We start from the raw sequence: 18,499 nt of genomic DNA on the forward strand, positions 1-18,499 counted from the left end.
GCGGCACGCGCAGTGCGTCAAGGAATTAAATCAGATGTTAAAAGGAAATCAGTCTTCATTACCGGCTATAAGGATGATAATCCTATTTACGTCAGCGGTGAGGCCCCATGCCGAACCATTCCTCGCTGCAATGCCAGTTTTTCAAAGGAGCATTCCATGGCCGCCCAGACCTTCAACCCGACCGATCTGTCGCAGAGCGCCGCCAACTGGGCCGTCGCCCAGCGCATCGTCGGCCCCTTCGCCCCGCATGCCCAGGTGTCGCCCGACCTGACCATCGCGCTCGACCCCGGCTATCTGCTGAATGGGATCACCCTCACCGAGGTGAAGGCGCAGGTCGTCGGCCCCTTCGTGCCGCCGACGTCGGGTTTCCGTATCGACCGCGTGGTGGTGGATCGTTTGACTGGCACCGCCAGTGCGGTGACCGGCACGCCCAATAGCCTGCAGCCACCGGCCATCCCGACCGGCATGCTGCCGGTTGCACGAGTGTTCTCCGATGAGAAAACTCAGGCGATTGAAAACAGGGCCATCATTGATGAGAGAGCCCTCTTCGATACGGCGCCGGCTACCAGCACCCCCGTGATCTGCCGAGCATCCCTTGCCGGTATTGATCAAACAGGAGTTGCTCCCAACACGTCCACACTGGTGAATCTGGTCATTCAACCCTCCCCGAGCGAAGACATAAACATCGGCAATGCGCTGAATCCGACAAACCATCGTTTTCAGCCTTCGGTCGCAGGCTACTACGCTCTGCATGGGCAGATCGCCATGCTGATGACCACCGGATCTTTTCTCCAGTTGAATATTAATAAAAATGGATTGGGCGCCACCATGGCTCTGGTTATTGCAACAACAAATGGACATTACTACGTGCCGGCGTCCACAGTCGTCTACATGAATGGCACATCAGATTACGTGGAAATGCTGGCGCACCATAGCAAATCGTCGACTTCGGCGATTGCCGGTCAGCAATTCGCCACCCATTTTACCGCCCACAGAATCGGCTGACCGAAAGAAAACTATGGAGCGCCCACATGACAGCGGGCGCTCCTATCATCATCAAGTTAAATTCAGATAGCCACCATCATACGACGAATTCTTGGCGGTACCTCTGCACCAGCACCTCGGGATGTCCTGTTGACTTCAAGCCTATGATAACTAGTGCTCTGGTCACGACAAGCGGTGCGTTGACCACTTCCAACCCCCCAGCCAATCACTGCTTCATCTGCGCCCGGTTGAAGGCCAACTGCTCCGGCGTCAGCTGGAATCCAAGGAAAATCTTCCAATCCTTGCCGTTGGCGTCCTTGGGCAACGGAATCTTCGGCGCCAGCTCCTCGCGGCTGCCGGAGCGGAGCTTCCCGGCATCGAAGGTCACGGAGGTGTCGAACTCCGACTTGGTGGTCGGCGTCTCCTCGCCCGGCTTGGCGACGGCGACGAAATAGCGGTAATTCGCCGTGTTGCCCTGCATGGCCGGCCCGCGCTCCGCGATCAGGAAGACGTTCACGTTCACCGTGACGCCGTCGCTGGTGTAGTCGCAGTTGCCGGAATAATCGGCCAGCGCCGCGCGGGAGGTCACGTCCGTCAGGTCGCGCCCGCCGCCGTTGCGGAACTGGGTGACCTCCGCCAGATCGCGGACGATGGAGACCTTCGGGCAGGCCAGCGCCGCGTCCGCCGCCGCGTTCGATCCGCCCCCCATGCCGGAGCAGCCGGTGAGCGCCAGGACGCCCAAACCTGCGAATGCAAGCGCCCGCGGGCTTTTCCGGGCGGGGGTTCCTATATTACGGTCGCGGCGGCGGTCCATCGGTCTGACCTAACGGTTGGAAGGGTGTGTTCTGCCACGACTTTAGAGAAGCGGTGGGGCCGGCACAAGGCCACGCCGCCGCTGCGACGAACGAACCCTTACACCCCTTTTTCGAGACACCGGAACGACGCGCATGACCCAGACGCCCCTGACCATCCTGCTCGCGGCCCCCCGTGGCTTCTGCGCCGGCGTGGACCGCGCGATCCAGATCGTGGAGGTGGCGCTGGAGCGGTTCGGCGCCCCCGTCTATGTCCGGCACGAGATCGTCCACAACCGATTCGTGGTGCAGAGCCTGGAGGCCAAGGGCGCCATCTTCGTCGACGAGCTGGACCAGGTGCCCGACGGCGTGCCGGTGGTCTTCTCCGCCCACGGCGTGCCGAAGTCGGTCCCGGCGGCGGCGGAGCAGCGCGGCCTGTTCTACCTCGACGCCACCTGCCCGCTGGTCAGCAAGGTGCACCGCGAGGCCGAGCGCCACTTCAACGAAGGGCGCCAGATCGTGCTGATCGGCCACGCCGGCCACCCGGAGGTGATCGGCACGATGGGCCAGTTGCCTCCGGGCGCCGTGGTGCTGGTGGAGACGGTGGAGGACGTGGCGACGGTCCGGGTGGACGACCCGGAGAACCTCGCCTACGCCACCCAGACCACCTTGTCGGTGGACGAGACGGCGAGCATCGTCGCCGCCCTCCAGGCCCGCTTCCCGACCATCGGCGGGCCGAAGAAGGAGGACATCTGCTACGCCACCACCAACCGCCAGCAGGCGGTGAAGGCCATCGCGCCGAAGGTGGACGCCCTGCTGGTGCTCGGCGCGCCGAACTCCTCCAACTCCAAGCGGCTGGTCGAGGTGGCGAAGATCCACGGCTGCCAGCGCGCCCAGCTCGTCCAGCGCGCGGCGGACATCGACTGGTCGGCGCTCGACGGAGTCGCCACGCTGGGCATCACCGCCGGAGCGTCGGCCCCCGAAGTGCTGGTGGAGGAGGTCATGGAGGCCGCCCGCGCCCGCTACGCCGTGACGGTGGAGGAACTGCGCACCGCCTTCGAGGACATCACCTTCAAACTGCCGAAGCCGCTTCTGGACGGCGGCGCCCCTTCCCGTCCGGTCCCGGCGGACGCATAATCCAGGGACCGGCCTTCGCGAAGGAGACGTTCATGGGCGCGCCCGCCATCCAGAAGCCGGCCATCCAGAAGATGGACATCGACGAGTTCCTCGCCTGGGCCGACCGGCAGGAGCCGGACACGCGCTACGAGCTGGTCGGCGGGCAGCCGCGGGCGATGAGTCCTTGCAGCCAGGCGCACAGCCGTCTTTCGGGCAACATCGCCTTCGAGATTCGGCGGCGCCTGCGCCCGCCTTGCTTCGTGCTGACGGAAACGGCCATCGAACGCGACGACCGCGCCGATCGCTTCTACGAGGCCAACCTCGCCGTCACCTGCTCATCCCACCAGCCCGGCCAACGCGCGACGCCGAATCCGGTGCTGGTGGTCGAGATCCTGTCGGACAGCACGGCCAGCCACGACCGCGGCACCAAGGTGCCCGACTACATGCAGATCCCCTCCGTGCAGGAGGTGCTGCTGGTGGACAGCCGCGCCGTCCGGGCGCAGCTCTGGCGCCGCGACGGACGGCGCTGGATCGTCGAGGATTTCACCGAGGACACCACGCTGCCGCTGGCCTCCATCGGGGCGGAGCTTCCACTGATGGCGCTTTACGACGGCATAGCGCTGTGAGCGGTCGCGGCAGCATTGACCGGCGCCCCGAATCCCGGTAAGGCGCTGGCATGGCCGTATACACCGAAGTCACCGACGACGAGCTGAACGCTTTCATCGCCCAGTACGATCTGGGCGCCGTCCTGTCCTGCAAGGGCATCGCGGAGGGGGTGGAGAATTCCAACTTCCTCCTGGTGACGGAGCGCGGCCCCTACATCCTGACGCTCTACGAGAAGCGCACCCGGCGCGAGGATCTTCCCTTCTTCCTGGGCCTGATGGAGCATCTCGCCGACAAGGGTATCGCCTGCCCGCTGCCGGTCCAGGGCACGGACGGGCAGGCCCTGCGCGAGCTGGCCGGGCGCCCGGCGGTGATCGTCACCTTCCTGGCCGGCATGTGGCCGCGCCGCATCACGCCGCACCACTGCGCGGAGCTGGGGACGGCGCTGGCCCGCCTGCATCTGGCCGTCGCCGACTTCCGGATGGAGCGCCCCAACGCCCTGTCGCTGGACGGCTGGAAGGACCTCACCGGAAAGTGCGCGCCGCGCGCCGACGAGGTCGCCCGCGACCTGCGCGCGACGCTGGAGGCGGAGCTTGCGGCGCTGGAGGCCAACTGGCCCGCCGGCCTGCCGTCCGGGGTCATCCACGCCGACCTGTTCCCCGACAACGTGTTCTTCCGCGGCGACGGGCTGTCCGGGCTGATCGACTTCTACTTCGCCTGCAACGATTTCCTGGCCTACGACATCGCGATCTGCATGAACGCCTGGTGCTTCGAGGTCGACGGGTCGTTCAACGCCACCAAGGCGCGAATGCTGCTGACCAGCTACCAGAAGGTCCGCCCCCTCTCGCCGGCGGAGCTGGCCGCCCTGCCCTGGCTGTGCCGCGGCAGCGCCCTGCGCTTCCTGCTGACGCGCCTCTACGACTGGCTGAACCATCCGCCGGGGGCCTTCGTGCGCCCGAAGGACCCGCTGGAATATCTGCGCAAGCTGCGCTTCCACCAGACCGTCCGCGGGCTCGGCGACTACGCGCTCGACGACGGCGGCAGCTATCAGGTCTGACGCCATGACGGACACGACGGATACCAACGGCGGGGGCGGCACCGACGGTGACAAGAGCGCGCCGAAGGTCGTCGACATCTTCACCGACGGCGCGTGCAGCGGCAACCCCGGCCCCGGCGGCTGGGGGGCCATCCTGCGCTACAACGGGGTGGAGAAGGAACTGTACGGCGGCGAGCCGGCCACCACCAACAACCGCATGGAGCTGATGGCGGCCATCCAGGCGCTGGAAGCCTTGAAGCGGCCCATGGAGGTGCGGCTCTACACCGACAGCGAGTATGTGAAGAACGGCATCACCCAGTGGATTCACGGCTGGAAGGCCCGTGGCTGGAAGACCGCCGACAAGAAGCCGGTGAAGAACGAGGATTTGTGGCGGCGCCTGGACGAGGCGAAGCGGCAGCACCGGATCGAGTTCCACTGGGTCCGCGGCCATGCCGGCCATCCGGAGAACGAGCGGGCCGACGCGCTGGCCCGCCAGGGCGTCGCCGACGTCCGGCAGGCCGGGCGGGGCTGATCCCGTCCGGCGAATGACCGCCCTCCTCAAGGGCTTCTGGACGGCGGACCCGCCGTCCCGCTAGGCTCCCTCCGATAACGAACGACGAAAGATCGTTGGGAGGAGACCGAGATGTATCCGCATTTGCGGAACGAAGCCCGCTGGGTGCTGCCCGAGGTGCTGGCCCATCAGGCCGCCGAACGCGGCGCCAAGACCTTCGTCACGATGATTGGCGGCGAGTCCCTGACCTACGCCGAGGCGCAGGAGCAGGCGGGCCGCGTGGCCGGCTTCTTCGCCGGGTTGGGCGTGAAGCCGGGCGACACGGTGGCGGTGATGCTGCCGAACGGGCTGGACTTCGTGCGCGTGTGGCTGGGGCTGGGGCGGCTGGGCGCCGTCATGGTCGCGCTGAACACCGAGCTGAAGGGCGGCTTCCTGGAGCACCAGCTTGAGAATGCCGGGGCCGCCCTGGCGGTGGTCGACGCCGTTTTGGCCGACCGCATCACCGACATCGCGCCACGCCTGACCGCCCTGCGCGGGCTCGTGGTGCCCGGCGCCGCCCAAGGATCGCCGCACACTGCGCTGGAGGGCTGGCGCGACGCCGCCCCCTACGACGGCCCCCTGCCCCGCGCCGGGGACGACGCCTGCATCATGTACACCTCGGGCACCACCGGCCTGTCGAAGGGTGTGCTGATGCCGCACGGCCACGGCTTCCTGTTCGGGCTGGGCTCCATCGACAATTTCGCGCTGACCGACGAGGACCGTTTCTACATCTGCCTGCCGCTGTTCCACGCCAACGGGCTTTACATGCAGCTCTACGCCGCGATGATCTCCGGCGGGTCGGCGGTGCTGCGCGAGCGGTTCAGCGCCTCCTCCTGGCTCGACGACATCCGGCGCCACGGCTGCACGGTGACCAACTCGCTGGGCGCCGTCACCGCCTTCGTGGTGGCCCAGCCGCCGCGCCCCGACGACCGGGACCACCCGCTGCGCCTCGTCGGCGCCGCCCCCAACCCGGCGGACACCGAGCGGGTGCTGCGCGAGCGCTTCGGCGTCCGCGACGTCATCAGCCTCTACGGCATGACCGAGGTGAACATCCCGCTCTACGCCGAGATGGGCAAGCCGCGACCCGGCACCTGCGGCAAGGTCTACGACCGTTACTTCGAGGTGGAAATCCGCGACCCGCAGACCGACATCCCGGTGCCGCGCGGACAGGTCGGCGAGGTCATGGTGCGCCCGAAGGCCGCCTTCGGCTTCCTGTCCGGCTATCACCGGATGCCCGACAAGACGGTGGAGGCGTGGCGGAACCTGTGGTTCCACACCGGCGATGCCGCGGTGATGGACGACGAGGGCTACGTCACCTTCGTCGACCGCATCAAGGACTGCATCCGCCGCCGCGGCGAGAACGTCTCGTCCTACGAGGTGGAGACGGTGCTGTCGCGGCTGGAGGGGGTGGCGGAGGTCGCCGCCTACGCCGTGCCGGCGGGCATTCCGGGGGCGGAGGACGAGATCATGGTCGCCTTGGTCGCCGCACCGGGCGCCACCCTGACGCCGGAGGCCGTGGCTGCCTTCGCCGAGCGTGAACTGCCGCGCTACGCCCAGCCCCGCTACATCGACATCGTGGACGCCTTCCCCAAGACGCCGACCGCCAAGGTGCAGAAGGCGAAGCTGCGGGAACGCGGCGTGGCCGACACCACCTGGGACCGCACGAAGCTGGGGTGACGCAGCAAACAGGCCCTCTCCCGCCCCGGGAGAGGGAGGGACCCGCCGCAGAGCGGCGGGAAGGTGAGGGTACTGGCGAGAATGGTGCGTTGATCCTTGCCGGCACCCTCACCCGCCCGCTTTCGCGGGCACCCTCTCCCGAGGCGGGAGAGGGGTTTCAACCCCTTACAGCGCGCCCAGCACGGCTTCGGCCGAGGACACCTCGAACTGGCCCGGCTTCTCCACGGCGAGGTGGGTGACCTTGCCGTCCTTGGCGACCAGGGCGAAGCGCTGGCCGCGCAGGCCGAGGCCGTAGCCCGTGCCGTCCATCGTCAGGCCCAGCGCCTGGGTCAGAGCGGCGTTGCCGTCCGGCAGCATGGTGACCTTTCCGCCGACGCCGTTCTTCTCGCCCCAGGCGCGCATCACGAAGGGATCGTTGACGGCGAGGCAGACGATGTCGTCCACACCCTTAGCCTTCAGGTCCTCGGCCTTCTGGACGAAGCCCGGCAGATGCTTGGCGGAGCAGGTCGGGGTGAAGGCGCCCGGCACCGAGAACATCACCACCGTCTTGCCCTTGAACAGCGCGTCGGTCGTGATGTCCTGCATCCCGTTGTCGGTCAGATGCTTCAGCGTGACGGACGGGATGGCCTCGCCCACTTGAATGGTCATGTCTCCTGAACTCCCAACTTTTTGTATTTCAGCTTTTGATCTTGCCGGACGCCCGGTCGAGCGCGTCGAGGACGGCGCCCTCGGTCAGCAGTTCCGGAAGCGCAATGCCCTCCGGAGCCCCCGGACCATAGACGATGTTGAAGGGAATACCATAGCGGCCGTGTCGGGCAAGATAGCGGGCGATGGTCTCGTCCGGACGGGTCCAGTCGGCGCGCATGGCGGTCACCGTCCCGGCGTCCTCCAGCCGTTGTGCGACGGTGCCGCGGTTCAGCACCAGCTTCTTGTTCGCCTGGCAGGTGATGCACCAGTCGGCGGTGACGTCCACGAAGACGGTGCGCCCGGCGGCCACCTGCTCGCGGATCGCGGCCTCGTCGAAGACGGTCCAGCGCGCCGCCGTGCTTTCGGCGACCGGAGCCGCCCCGGCGGAGGGACCGAAGACGGCGGGAACGGCGAAGGCCACCAGGGCCAGCAGCCCGGCCAGCGCCGCCCCGGCCCAGCGCGCCGTCTCCGCCAGCCGGCGGCCCAGCCACAGCGCGGCGACCAGCCCGCCCATCAGCACGGCGACGGCCAGCGCCGGCACCTCGCCGACCTGGACGACCAGCACCGACAGCAGCCAGAGCGCGGTCAGGGCCAGCGCCCCGCCCAGCACCCGGCGCAGCGCCACCATCCAGCGCCCCGGACGCGGCAACAGGCGCGCGGCGCGCGGGAAGGCGGCGATCAGCAGGTAAGGCAGCGCCAGCCCGACGCCGAGGGCGGCGAAGATGGCGAACACCTCCAGCGCCCCGCGGGCCAGCGCGAAGCCCACCGCCGTCCCCAGGAAGGGCGCGGAGCAGGGCGTGGCGAGCAGCGTGGCGAAGGCGCCGGTGGCGAACTGGCCACCCAGCCCCTGCCCCCCTGGCCCGTCCAGCCGGTCGGCGACGGCGCGCGGCAGCGGAAGCTCGAACAGGCCCCACAGGTTGGCGGCGAACAGGGTCACCAGCACGACCATGAAGACGAGGAAAAGCGGCTGTTGGAACTGGATGCCCCAGCCCACGGCACCGCCCGCCGCCTTCACCGCGACCAGCGCCCCGGCGAGGATCAGGAAGGAGGTCAGGATGCCCGCCGCCGAGGCCAGGAAGCCGGCGCGCACCGCCGCGGGCGCCCGTCCGCCGTGCTGGACGATCGAGAGCAGCTTCAGCGACAGCACCGGCAGCACGCAGGGCATCAGATTCAGAATCAGCCCGCCCAGCAGGGCGACGCCCAGCATGGCCAGCAGCCCCGCCGGAGCCGCCCCGGCACCGCCGCGCAGCCCAGCGACGGCGGTCGCCGGAGCCTCCACGGAACGGTTGCCGTCCACCACGGTCAGCGTCATCGCCCGTCCGGCGAGGTCCAGGCCGGGCGTCGGGTCGGTCGCGTCCATCCGCAGGATCGCGCGCCGGTCGCCGTCGAGGAACCGGCTCTTGGGGGCGGCGAAGGTCACCGGCGGGTCGGTCTCCACGAACACGTCGGGGGCGACCATCGGCTCGCGGGCGGTGACCTCGACCTCCAGCGCGGCGCCCTGGCCGCGCACCGCGGTGACGGTCAGGCCGGACGCCCGCCCGTCGCCGGGCACCAGGGACTGGGCGCGGGCGATGTCGTTGGCCGACGGCCCCGGCGTCGCCGGTCCCTTGGGGATGGACAGGGACAGCGTCACCATCTCCGGCACGCAGATGGTCGAGCAGACCAGCAGTTCCGCCTTCAGTGCGAGATCGAGCGGCTTGCCCGGCTCCGCCGGGGTGGCGGCGATGGGGAACAGCACCTCCGCGTCGTAGCCCGCCGTCTCGAAGCCCAGGACGGTGAAGCGGTGAGGCGCCGGGTAGATCAGCTCCGTCGCCTTGAGATTCCGCGACTCCGACCAGTCCAGCCGCGGCGCGAAGCCGGCGTCGCCCGGTGTGCGCCAATAGGTCTTCCACCCCGGTTCCAGCCGGACCTCCAGCCCCAGAGGGATTTTGGCGAGATCGCCCACCCCCTGGACCGACGCGACGAGCCGCGCCTCCACCGGGCCGGACTTGACCCAGGAGCCGGTCTCCGCCCTCCCCATTCCGGGTGCGGCCAAGGCCAGGATGGCGAGCAGGAACGGAACAAACCTTTTCATCGCACCGACTGTTCTCATATCAAGACGCAGCGGGCCGCCCATCGGCCGCGGCTGTATATGGATGACAAAGCTTGGCCCGTGCTGTCACACTCGGGCGAAGACGGCTTCGGGTGGCCGCCCAACGGTCCGCCCGTCCCCCGACACTAAGGATAGCGCCCATGCCGCACCTGACCAAGTCCTCGGACTATCTGACCGGCCAGTTGCTGATCGCCATGCCGGGCATGACGGACCCGCGTTTTCAGCGGACCGTGATCTATATGTGCGCCCACAACGAAGACGGCGCCATGGGCCTCGTCGTCAATCGCCTGTTCGGGTCGGTCACCTTCGAGGATTTGCTGGAGCAGCTCGAGATCGAAATCCAGGAGCCGATCGCCAACATGCCCGTCCATTATGGCGGGCCTGTGGAGTCCGGGCGCGGATTCGTCCTGCATTCGACCGATTACGTGCGGGACGGCACGCTGGTGGTGGACGACGAGGTGGCGCTGACCGCGACCATCGACATCCTGCGCGCCATTTCCGAGGATCGCGGGCCGCGCCGCAACATCCTGCTGCTCGGCTACGCCGGCTGGGGTCCGGGGCAACTGGACGCGGAAATCCAGGCGAACGGCTGGCTGAACGTGCCCTGCGACGAGACGCTGCTGTTCGATCCCGAACTGGACACCAAGTGGGAACGCTCGATCGCCAAGCTCGGTGTCAGCCTGTCCATGCTGTCGGCGGAGGCCGGGCACGCCTGACGGCACCCCCTCCTAATCAAGAGTACGACCCGCCGCACGGCACGCGGCGGGACCTCACGTCAGACTTTCCGATTCACGGACCTTTGCTGGCGATCGCCAGGGCAAGACCACGGGCCTGTATCAGCTCGCTGCACCGTTCGATCAGCTCGTCACCGGCATAGACCGCCCAGCCGCTCTGGAAGCCCGACGCCTCATAACGCAGATCGACGCGGCGCCCGTCCAGTTCGACGGCGTAAGTCAGGGAATCTTCTATCGTCCAAGTGGCGTTCGGATAGGTGGGGTTCGACGACATATCCGCCTCATGCGATGCGAAGGACATGCCGTCAGCCTGCGCCCGCTCCCTTAACCGCGGGTTAAGCCGGCCGGGACGACGTCTTGGGATTTTGGAGGCGGGCATCCCGACCGGACGGGCTAGCCCCGCCACTCCTCGCGCAGGATGGCGTAGAGGACATGGTCCCGCCACACCCCGTCGATGCGCAGATAGCCGCGCGCGTAGCCTTCGTGGGTGAAGCCGACCTTTTCCAGCAGACCGCGGCTGGGCGCGTTGGTCGGCAGGCAGGCCGCCTCGACCCGGTGCAGCCCCAATTGCCCGAAGGCAAAATCCAGCACCAGCCGGGTCGCGCCGGACATATAGCCATTGCGTGCGTAGGGCTGCCCGACCCAGTAGCCGAGCGTCGCCATCTGGGCCACGCCGCGCCGCAGGTTGGTCAGCCCCAGCCCGCCGACCAGCCGGTCGGTCGCGCGGTCGTAGACGAGGAAGCTGTAGCCCTGGTCGTCGCGCCATTCCTGCGCCTGACGCCGCAGCCGGCGCCCGAAGGCGGCGCGGGTCAGGGCGTCCGCCGGCCAAGTCGGCTCCCAGGGGGTGAGGAAGGCGCGGGAGTCCGCCCGCAGGTCGGCCCATTCGCGCCAGTCCCGCGGCAGCGGCGGGCGGATGTAGCAGATCGGCCCGTCGAGCCGGACCGCCGGCGGGCTGATGAGACCACCGCCGAGCAGGCGGATCATTCTGCCCCTCCCACCCTGGCGCGTCCTTTACCGGAACCGCGCGGCGATGCGGTCATATTCCTCCAGCCGTCCGATCGGGCCGAGCGCGGCCACGGTGGGGCGGCTCTCGCGCAGGCGGCGGGCGACGCGGACGATGGACTCGCGGTCGACCGCGCCGATCTTCTCGACGATCTCCTCCACCGGCACCGGGCGCCCGTAAACCAGAAGCTGCTGGCCGAGCTGCTCGCAGCGCGACATGGAGCTTTCCAGCGCCATCAGCGTCCCGGCGCGGAGCTGGGCGGCGGCGCGGGCCACCTCCTCCTCGGTCACGTCCTCGGTCACCCGCATCAACTCGTCGCAGACGACGGGGACCAGCTCCGCCACCTCGTCCTCGCCGGTGCCGGCGTAGACGCCGAACAGCCCGCCGTCGCGGTAGGCGCCGGAGAAGGTGTAGATGGAATAGACCAGCCCGCGCTTCTCCCGCACCTCCTGGAAGAGGCGGGAGGACATGCCGCCGCCGAGCAGCGTCGACATCACCGAATGGGCGTAGTAATCCGGGTCGTGCACCCCCACCCCGTCGAAGCCGAGGACGAGGTGCATCTGCTCCAGGTCCCGCGCCTCGCGGAAGTCGCCGCCGGCGTAGCGCGCATTCTCGGACTCCGGCGCCGGACGGGAGGACAGACCGTCGAAGGCCGACAGGGCCATGTCGACCAGCCGGTCGTGCTCCAGCCGCCCGGCGGCGGCCAGGACGATGCCCGGCGCGCCGTAATGGCCGTCGATGTAATCGACCAGCGCCGGGCGCGACAGGGCGCCGACGATTTCCGCCGACCCCAGAACGGGCCGGCCAAGCGCCTGCCCCGGATAGGCGGTGGACTGGAAATGGTCGAAGATGATGTCGTCGGGGGTGTCGGCGGACTGGCCGATCTCCTGAAGCACCACCGTGCGCTCGCGCACCAGCTCGTCGCTGTCGAGGACGGAGTTCTGGAGCATGTCGGCGATGAGGTCGAGCGCCAGCGCCGTGTCCTCGTGCAGGACCTTGGCATAATAGGCCGTCTGCTCGCGCGTCGTGTAGGCGTTGAGCTGGCCGCCGACATTCTCGATCTCTTCGGAGATGCGGAAGGCGGAGCGCCGCTCGGTGCCCTTGAACAGCATGTGCTCGACGAGATGCGCCACGCCGTTGACGCTCGCGGACTCGTTGCGTGTGCCAACCCCGACCCAGCAGCCGAGCGAGACCGACTGCACGCCGGGCATCGTGTCGGTGGCGACGCGCAGCCCGTTCGGCAGCGTGGTCACGCGGATGCTCATGCGGCCTCCTTGGCGGCGCGGGCGCGGGCGACGACGAACTCCTGAACCGCCGCAACGTCGTTGGGCAGCTCCGACAGCCGCTCCTCCCGCTCGTAGAGGTCGGCGAGGCGCGGCGGCAGGACCGGGCGCCGGCCGGTGGCCGTCTCCACCGCGTCGGGGAACTTGGCGGGGTGGGCGGTCGCCATCACGACCACCGGCACCGACGGATCGACCAGGGCGGTCGCCGCGGAATGGATGCCGACGGCGGTGTGCGGATCGACCTGATAGCCGCCGGTCTTCTCCCAGACCTCCTTGATGACGTCCATGGTCCGGGCGTCGTCGGCGCGGCCCGCCGCGAAGATCGCGTGCGCCTCGGCCAGCTGCGCGTCGGTGACGGCGAATTTGCCCTCCGCGCGGAAGCCGTCCATGGCGGCCTGCACGGCAGCGCCGTCGCGGCCCAGCAGATCGAACAGCAGCCGCTCGAAGTTGGAGGAGATCTGGATGTCCATGCTGGGACTCAATGTGGGCACGACCGGAGCCGCCGACATGGTGCCGCTGGCAAAAAAGCGGGCCAGGATGTCGTTGGCGTTGGAGCCCACGACCAGCCGCTCCACCGGCAGCCCCATCGCCCGCGCGCCGTAGGCGGCGTAGACGTTGCCGAAATTGCCGGTGGGGACGGTGAAGGCCACCTTGCGGTCGGGCGCGCCCAGCGCCACCGCGGCGGCGAAGTAATAGACGATCTGGGCCATGATGCGCGCCCAGTTGATCGAGTTAACCGCCGACAGGCCCATCCTGTCGCGGAAGGCCATGTCGTTGAACAATGCCTTCACCAGATCCTGGCAGTCGTCGAAGGTGCCGTGCAGCGCGATGTTGTGCACGTTGTCCGACAGGACGCTGGTCATCTGGCGGCGCTGCACCTCCGACGTCCGGCCCTTCGGGTGCAGGATGAAGATGTCCACGTTCTGGCGGTCGCGGCACGCCTCGATGGCGGCGGAGCCGGTGTCGCCCGAGGTGGCGCCGACGATGGTCACCCGCTCGCCGCGCTTGGCCAGCACATGGTCGAACAGGCGGCCGAGCAGTTGCAGCGCCACGTCCTTGAAGGCCAGCGTCGGACCGTGGAACAGCTCCATCACCCAGGTGCGCTGGTCGAGCTGCACCAGCGGCACCACCGCGGCGTGATCGAAGCTGGCGTAGGCGTCCTTCACGATGGCGCGGAAATCGTCCTCGGCGATGGCGCCGCCCAGGAAGGGCAGCATCACGCGCACGGCGATCTCGCTGTAGGGAAGGCCGCGCATCGCGCGGATCTCGTCGGCCGAGAACTGTGGCCAGCTTTCCGGGACATAGAGGCCGCCGTCACGCGCGAGACCGGCCAGAAGGACTTCCTCGAAACCCAGGACCGGGGCCTGACCCCGCGTGCTGACGTACTTCAACGCACACTCTCCGACGCCTGAAGGTGGCCGACGCTGTGGCGGGCCGGCGACTCTTGTGGAACGGGCATAGTTAGCGCCCTCCCACACGCGGCGCAAGCGGCGGGTTCCGGGTGCGTTGCATTCCACCGTCCCTCTCCCGCCCCGGGAGAGGGACGGTGGAATGCTGTCCTCCGATCAGGCGCCGGTGTGGACGTCCAGCGGGTCGTGATGCAGCGCCGACGGATCGTGCGCGGCGTCGACCGGCGGAAGCTCCACCGTCTGGGCGGCGAGCGCGGCGTTCACCGAGGCGGCGGTGCTGTGATCCGCCGCCTGCGGCTGGGTCACCGTGTGGGACAGGACGTTGATGTCGCCTTCTCCCAGCGCCTGGGCCTTGGCCGGTGCCCAGGCGGCCTTGGCCGGGCTGCCGCCGCCGTCGAACAGGCCTTCCTTGATGGCGTTGTACTTGGTCTGGTCGACCGTCTGCCAATCGTCCTTCAGGATGCCGCCGGTGTCGCCCGAGTTCGGGTTCCACGACCAGTAGGTCCAGCTCGCCCCTTCCTTGCCGGCGCCGAGGTCGTTGGTGCCGTTGCCGTCGAGGTCGCCGTTCATGTAGTCGATCAGCTTGGCCATGTAGGCCTTGTCCTGGTCGGTCTCCAGCTTGCCGCCGAACTCGCCGACCAGCACGGGCGCCTTGTCCTCCTTCAGCAGCCAGCCCCAATTGTCGGTGTACTGGCCCGGCAGGTTGTTCGGGTAGTCGCTGGCCTTGAACCACTCCATCTCATGGATGGACGGGCCGTAGGAGTGGACCGAGTAGACCAGCTTGCCCGGATTGTCGAACTCGATCGGGCGGTCCTTGGCGCCGCGCAGGTTACCGCCCCACCACTCCCACTGGTTCTCGTGGATCTCGACGCCCTCGACCAGCAGCAGCCAATCCTTGTTGACGGACTGGATCTCGTTACCGATGCGCTCCGCGGCCCAGGCCCAATCGGTGGCCTTGTCGCCGCCGCCCCAGGTCGCCTGACCGTGCGGCTCGTTGTGCAGATCGGCACCGACCACCGTGTCGTTGCCCTTGTAGCGCTCGGCCAGCATCTTCCAGTTTTCGATCATCTTCGACTCCGGGTACTTGTCGTCGTACCACAGGCCGTTCTCGTTGGCCGACGCACCGTCGCTGGAACGATGGTGGTCGAGGATGACCTTCATGCCGATGCGCCCGGCGTAGTCGATCACCTTGTCCATGACCTCAAGCGGGGACTTGTTCGCGAGGTCGGGATTCTTGGAGGTGTCGATGCCCGTCGCCCGGTCGGCGTCCAGAGCCGCGTCGCTCCACGGCAGGCGGATGGTGTTGAAGCCCATCTCCTTCATCTGCTCCATCATCCCCCAGTACCCGCGCATGTCCATGCCGTTGGGGTTGAAGACGAAGCCCTCGCCGCCGAACCAGTTGACGCCCGTCAGCTTGACGTTCTGACCCGACGAATCGACGATCTGGTTGCCGTCCGTGTGCAGGAAGCCCTTGGCGATGCCCATTGTGCTCAGCCCTCGTTGCCATTCGCGTTGGGCCGGAAGCTGGCGGTTTATGGTTAACGAAATATTGCCAGGAATGTTGCTTAATTCCGGCAATCCAAGGCATGTGTGACCATGTCCGGAAGAGCGGATTTTGAAGACATTTGAGACAATGAAGGCGCGTCGAGTGCTTGCGCTGTTTTGAGGCTGTTTTTCGGATTGATTGCTTGATTGCGCGAGGCGCCGTGCTGGAACGAAGGAGGGTTACGGGTCAGCCTTTTGCGTTCTGCGGATTTTGGGTTTTCTTGCTGCCCAAAGAACGCGATTTGGCGACTTACTCGCCCCCACCCCGGCCCTCCCCCGCTAACGCAGGGGAGGGAGAAACGGTCCCCTCCCCTGCGTTAGCGGGGGAGGGTTAGGGAGGGGGCAAAGGCTCCGCTCAAGCCCCCAGATACCGGCGTTCCAGATGCCGTCGGAACACCGCCGCATCGAGCGGGCGCCCGGTGGCCGCCGTCAGCAGCTCGTCGCCGGACGCGTGCAGGCACCCTTTGCCGTGCACATTCGTCCCCAGCCACGCCACCAGCGGCCCGAGATCGCCGCGCGCCAGCGCCGGGCGGATGTCCGGATTTGCCGTCGCCGCGGCCTCGAACAGCTGAGCGGCGGTCATGGCGCCCAGCGTGTAGCTGGGGAAGTAGCCCCAGGCGCCGGACGGCCAGTGGATGTCCTGAAGGCAGCCCAGCCGGTCGTTCGGCGGCACCACCCCGACCAGTTCCCTCATGCCGTCGTTCCAGGCCCCTGGCAGGTCGGCCAGCGCCAGATCGCCGGCGATCAACGCCTTCTCCAGCCGGTAGCGCAGGATGATGTGCGCCGGATAGGTCACCTCGTCGGCGTCCACCCGGATGAAGCCGCGCTCCACCCGGCTGTAGAGGCGGCGCAGGTTGTCGGGCTCCCAGGCCGGGCCCGAGCCGCCGAACGCCTCCTGGGCGACCGGGGCCAGCCAGCACAGGAACTCCGGCGAGCGGCAGGCCTGCATCTCGACGATCAGCGACTGACTCTCATGCACCGCCATGCCGCGGGCCAGCCCGACCGGCTGGTTCAGCCAGTCGCGCGGACGGCCCTGTTCGTAGAGGGCGTGCCCCGTCTCGTGCATCACCCCCATCAGGGCCTTGGTGAAGTCGTCCTCGTCGTAGCGGGTGGTGATGCGCACGTCGCCGGTGGCGCCGCCGCAGAAGGGATGCAGCGACACGTCCAGCCGCCCGCGGGTGAAGTCGAAGCCCGCCGCGCGCATCAGCCGCTCGCCCAGCGCCTTCTGGTTGGCGACGGCGAAGGGCCCCACGGGCCGCAGCGGTGCCGGTTCGGCGGCCTGCCGGTCGAGGACGCGCCCGATCAGCTCCGGCAGGAAGCCGGCCAGCCCGGCGAACAGGGCGTCGATCCGCTCCGACCGCGCGCCGGGATCGTGCTCGTCCAGCATGGCGTCGTAAGGGGACAGGCCCATGGCCGCCGCCTTGGCCTCACCGCACTCGCGGACACGGCGCAGCACCTCCGACAGGCTGGGCAGCAGCTTGACGAAGTCGCTCTCCGCCCGCGCGGTGCGCCACGTCATCTCGCAGGCCGAGATCGCCTTGCTGGTCGCCTCGATCAGGTCGCCGGGAACGGCGGTGGCGTGGCGGTGGGTGCGCCGCATCTCCCGCAGGTTGGCCGCCTGCCAGTCGTCGAGCCCGCCCGCCGCCTCCGCCTCGGCCAGCCAGTCGGCCACACGGGGGTCGGTTTGCAGCTCGTGGGCCAGCACGGTCAGGGTGGCGGTCTGCTCGGCCCGCCCGTCGCTGGAGCCGTCGGGCATCATGGTCTGGCTGTCCCAGCTCAGGATGCCCAGGGCGTCGCCGATGGCGGCGATGCGGGCGAAACGGCGTTCCAGCTCCCGATAAGCAGCGGTCATGAAGCGCAACTCCTAGGATGCCGGACCGGTCCTCCGGCGTTGGGACAGCACATAGACGACGATCAGCGTCGCGGCGAGGCTATACCAGGTGAACGCGTATTGCCTATGGTTGTTGGGCAGCTCGACCAAGGGCTGAATCCCGTTCAGCGGTGCGTTGCCGCGCCCCGGATCGGGGGTGGCCTCCACCGCCAGCGGGGCGACCGTCTCCAGCCCGGCGGAGGCCGCCATGGCCGGCGGGTCCAGCCGCATCCAGGACTCCGCCCCCGGCCGGTTGCCCGGTTGGAGCCAGCCGGCGGGTTGCGGCAGGCGGACCAGACCGGTGACGGTCACCGGCCCCTCCACCCGGCTCTCCGGACGGCTGGCGGGGGCGCGCTTGTCCATGGGCAGGAAGCCGCGGTTGACCAGCACCACACCGCCGCCGTCCGCCGCCGGGCGCTGCAGCGGGGTCAGCAATTCGTAGCCCGCCTGCCCCTGCCGGGGCCGGGCCACCAGCAGCATCTCCTTGTCGTTCAGGAAGCGCCCAGCGACGGTCACCGGACGGAACTCCAGCGCCTCCGGATCGGCGATGGTGGTGGGCAGCGGGATGGGGGCGGCGTGCAGCCGTTGCTCCACCCGGCGGACCAGATCCTCCTTCCATTCCAGCCGCTGCATCTGCCACGTGCCAAGCCCCAGCATGACCAGAACGGCGGGCACGGTGATGAGCGTCGCCCACAGCGAGGGGCGGAAGCGGCGGGGCTCGGCGGCGGTCATGGTCACTCGTCCGGATCCTCCAGCTCGTTGCGGCGGTGGCGGTACTGGAGCGCCACCACATAGGCCTTGGCCGGGCGCAGCATGCCGAGCGCCAGCCCGAGCACGACGATGCTCCAGACGACGGCGTGCAGCCACAGTGGCCAGTCCACCGACATCGACACCCACAGCGCCACCGGCACGACCAGGAAACCCAGGATGAAGATCAGGAAAACCGCCGGCCCGTCGCCGCTGTCCTGCCGGGCGAGGTTCAGGTTGCACACCGAACAGCGCTCGTTGACGGTCAGGTAGCCGTGGAACAGCTTGCCCCGTCCACAGCGCGGGCAGGCGCAACGCAGGCCGGCGGTCAGGGGCGATGGGCTGGTGTAGTACGTGCTCAAATCATTCGCC

General features: G+C 68.4%; 18 protein-coding genes. 7 read left to right on the forward strand and 11 right to left on the reverse strand.

The annotated features are described in order from the left end of the window. Positions 1–156: 156 nt before the first annotated feature. Positions 157–1,005, forward strand: coding sequence for a hypothetical protein (locus ACFPMG_RS32580; RefSeq protein WP_376999993.1), 849 nt, complete (start codon positions 157–159; stop codon positions 1,003–1,005). 205 nt (positions 1,006–1,210) lie between these two features. On the opposite strand, the gene ACFPMG_RS32585 is transcribed toward ACFPMG_RS32580, so the two are convergent. Next, positions 1,211–1,693: a hypothetical protein gene (locus ACFPMG_RS32585; RefSeq protein ID WP_376999995.1), complete on the reverse strand. Its 483-nt coding sequence runs from the start codon at positions 1,691–1,693 to the stop codon at positions 1,211–1,213. Between the two features lie 238 nt (positions 1,694–1,931). Here ACFPMG_RS32585 and ispH point away from each other — a divergent pair, with 238 nt between their 5' ends. The 5 genes from ispH to ACFPMG_RS32610 all read left to right on the forward strand — a co-directional run bounded on the left by ispH (position 1,932) and on the right by ACFPMG_RS32610 (position 6,757). After that, entirely contained in the window at positions 1,932–2,912 is a 981-nt protein-coding gene (gene ispH, locus ACFPMG_RS32590) for a 4-hydroxy-3-methylbut-2-enyl diphosphate reductase (protein ID WP_376999997.1), read from the forward strand. Positions 2,913–2,944: 32 nt separating this feature from the next. Beyond that, the gene (locus tag ACFPMG_RS32595) at positions 2,945–3,517 is read left to right on the forward strand and encodes a Uma2 family endonuclease (RefSeq protein WP_376999999.1); all 573 of its coding nucleotides are present in this window, start codon (positions 2,945–2,947) and stop codon (positions 3,515–3,517) included. Positions 3,518–3,567: 50 nt separating this feature from the next. After that, positions 3,568–4,551: a homoserine kinase gene (locus ACFPMG_RS32600; protein ID WP_377000001.1), complete on the forward strand. Its 984-nt coding sequence runs from the start codon at positions 3,568–3,570 to the stop codon at positions 4,549–4,551. 4 nt (positions 4,552–4,555) lie between these two features. Beyond that, on the forward strand, positions 4,556–5,062 hold the full coding sequence (rnhA, locus tag ACFPMG_RS32605; protein ID WP_377000003.1) for a ribonuclease HI: 507 nt from the start codon (positions 4,556–4,558) through the stop codon (positions 5,060–5,062). Positions 5,063–5,173: 111 nt separating this feature from the next. Further along, positions 5,174–6,757, forward strand: a complete 1,584-nt coding sequence (locus ACFPMG_RS32610; protein ID WP_377000005.1) for an AMP-binding protein — start codon at positions 5,174–5,176, stop codon at positions 6,755–6,757. Positions 6,758–6,922: 165 nt separating this feature from the next. Here ACFPMG_RS32610 and ACFPMG_RS32615 read toward each other — a convergent pair whose 3' ends face one another. Together ACFPMG_RS32615 and ACFPMG_RS32620 are read right to left on the reverse strand one after the other, a co-directional pair. After that, positions 6,923–7,405: a peroxiredoxin gene (locus ACFPMG_RS32615; RefSeq protein ID WP_377000007.1), complete on the reverse strand. Its 483-nt coding sequence runs from the start codon at positions 7,403–7,405 to the stop codon at positions 6,923–6,925. Positions 7,406–7,433: 28 nt separating this feature from the next. Next, positions 7,434–9,518 (reverse strand): protein-disulfide reductase DsbD family protein, encoded by a 2,085-nt coding sequence (locus tag ACFPMG_RS32620; RefSeq protein ID WP_377000009.1) that lies wholly within the window; start codon positions 9,516–9,518, stop codon positions 7,434–7,436. A gap of 158 nt (positions 9,519–9,676) precedes the next feature. Here ACFPMG_RS32620 and ACFPMG_RS32625 point away from each other — a divergent pair, with 158 nt between their 5' ends. Continuing rightward, on the forward strand, positions 9,677–10,252 hold the full coding sequence (locus ACFPMG_RS32625) for a YqgE/AlgH family protein (protein ID WP_014240841.1): 576 nt from the start codon (positions 9,677–9,679) through the stop codon (positions 10,250–10,252). A 73-nt stretch (positions 10,253–10,325) separates the two neighbouring features. Here ACFPMG_RS32625 and ACFPMG_RS32630 read toward each other — a convergent pair whose 3' ends face one another. The 8 genes from ACFPMG_RS32630 to ACFPMG_RS32665 all read right to left on the reverse strand — a co-directional run bounded on the left by ACFPMG_RS32630 (position 10,326) and on the right by ACFPMG_RS32665 (position 18,489). Continuing rightward, positions 10,326–10,571: a hypothetical protein gene (locus ACFPMG_RS32630; protein WP_377000011.1), complete on the reverse strand. Its 246-nt coding sequence runs from the start codon at positions 10,569–10,571 to the stop codon at positions 10,326–10,328. Positions 10,572–10,663: 92 nt separating this feature from the next. Continuing rightward, on the reverse strand, positions 10,664–11,254 hold the full coding sequence (locus ACFPMG_RS32635; protein WP_038527111.1) for a GNAT family N-acetyltransferase: 591 nt from the start codon (positions 11,252–11,254) through the stop codon (positions 10,664–10,666). A 27-nt stretch (positions 11,255–11,281) separates the two neighbouring features. After that, positions 11,282–12,538, reverse strand: coding sequence for a M16 family metallopeptidase (locus ACFPMG_RS32640; RefSeq protein WP_377000013.1), 1,257 nt, complete (start codon positions 12,536–12,538; stop codon positions 11,282–11,284). After that, on the reverse strand, positions 12,535–13,947 hold the full coding sequence (gene thrC, locus ACFPMG_RS32645; RefSeq protein WP_377000015.1) for a threonine synthase: 1,413 nt from the start codon (positions 13,945–13,947) through the stop codon (positions 12,535–12,537). The genes ACFPMG_RS32640 and thrC overlap by 4 nt, the downstream gene beginning before the upstream one ends. A gap of 174 nt (positions 13,948–14,121) precedes the next feature. Then, positions 14,122–15,450, reverse strand: coding sequence for a glycoside hydrolase family 5 protein (locus ACFPMG_RS32650; RefSeq protein ID WP_038527103.1), 1,329 nt, complete (start codon positions 15,448–15,450; stop codon positions 14,122–14,124). A 415-nt stretch (positions 15,451–15,865) separates the two neighbouring features. Beyond that, positions 15,866–17,362 carry a carboxypeptidase M32 gene (locus ACFPMG_RS32655; protein ID WP_377000017.1) on the reverse strand — a complete coding sequence of 499 codons (1,497 nt, stop codon included), beginning with the start codon at positions 17,360–17,362 and terminating at the stop codon, positions 15,866–15,868. A gap of 12 nt (positions 17,363–17,374) precedes the next feature. Next, a complete protein-coding gene (locus ACFPMG_RS32660; protein WP_377000293.1) occupies positions 17,375–18,112 on the reverse strand; it encodes an SURF1 family protein in 738 nt (245 codons plus the stop codon). Between the two features lie 2 nt (positions 18,113–18,114). Beyond that, positions 18,115–18,489, reverse strand: coding sequence for a DUF983 domain-containing protein (locus ACFPMG_RS32665; protein WP_377000019.1), 375 nt, complete (start codon positions 18,487–18,489; stop codon positions 18,115–18,117). Positions 18,490–18,499: the final 10 nt, after the last annotated feature.

This window comes from Azospirillum himalayense (genome assembly GCF_042657465.1).
Classification (GTDB): domain Bacteria; phylum Pseudomonadota; class Alphaproteobacteria; order Azospirillales; family Azospirillaceae; genus Azospirillum; species Azospirillum himalayense.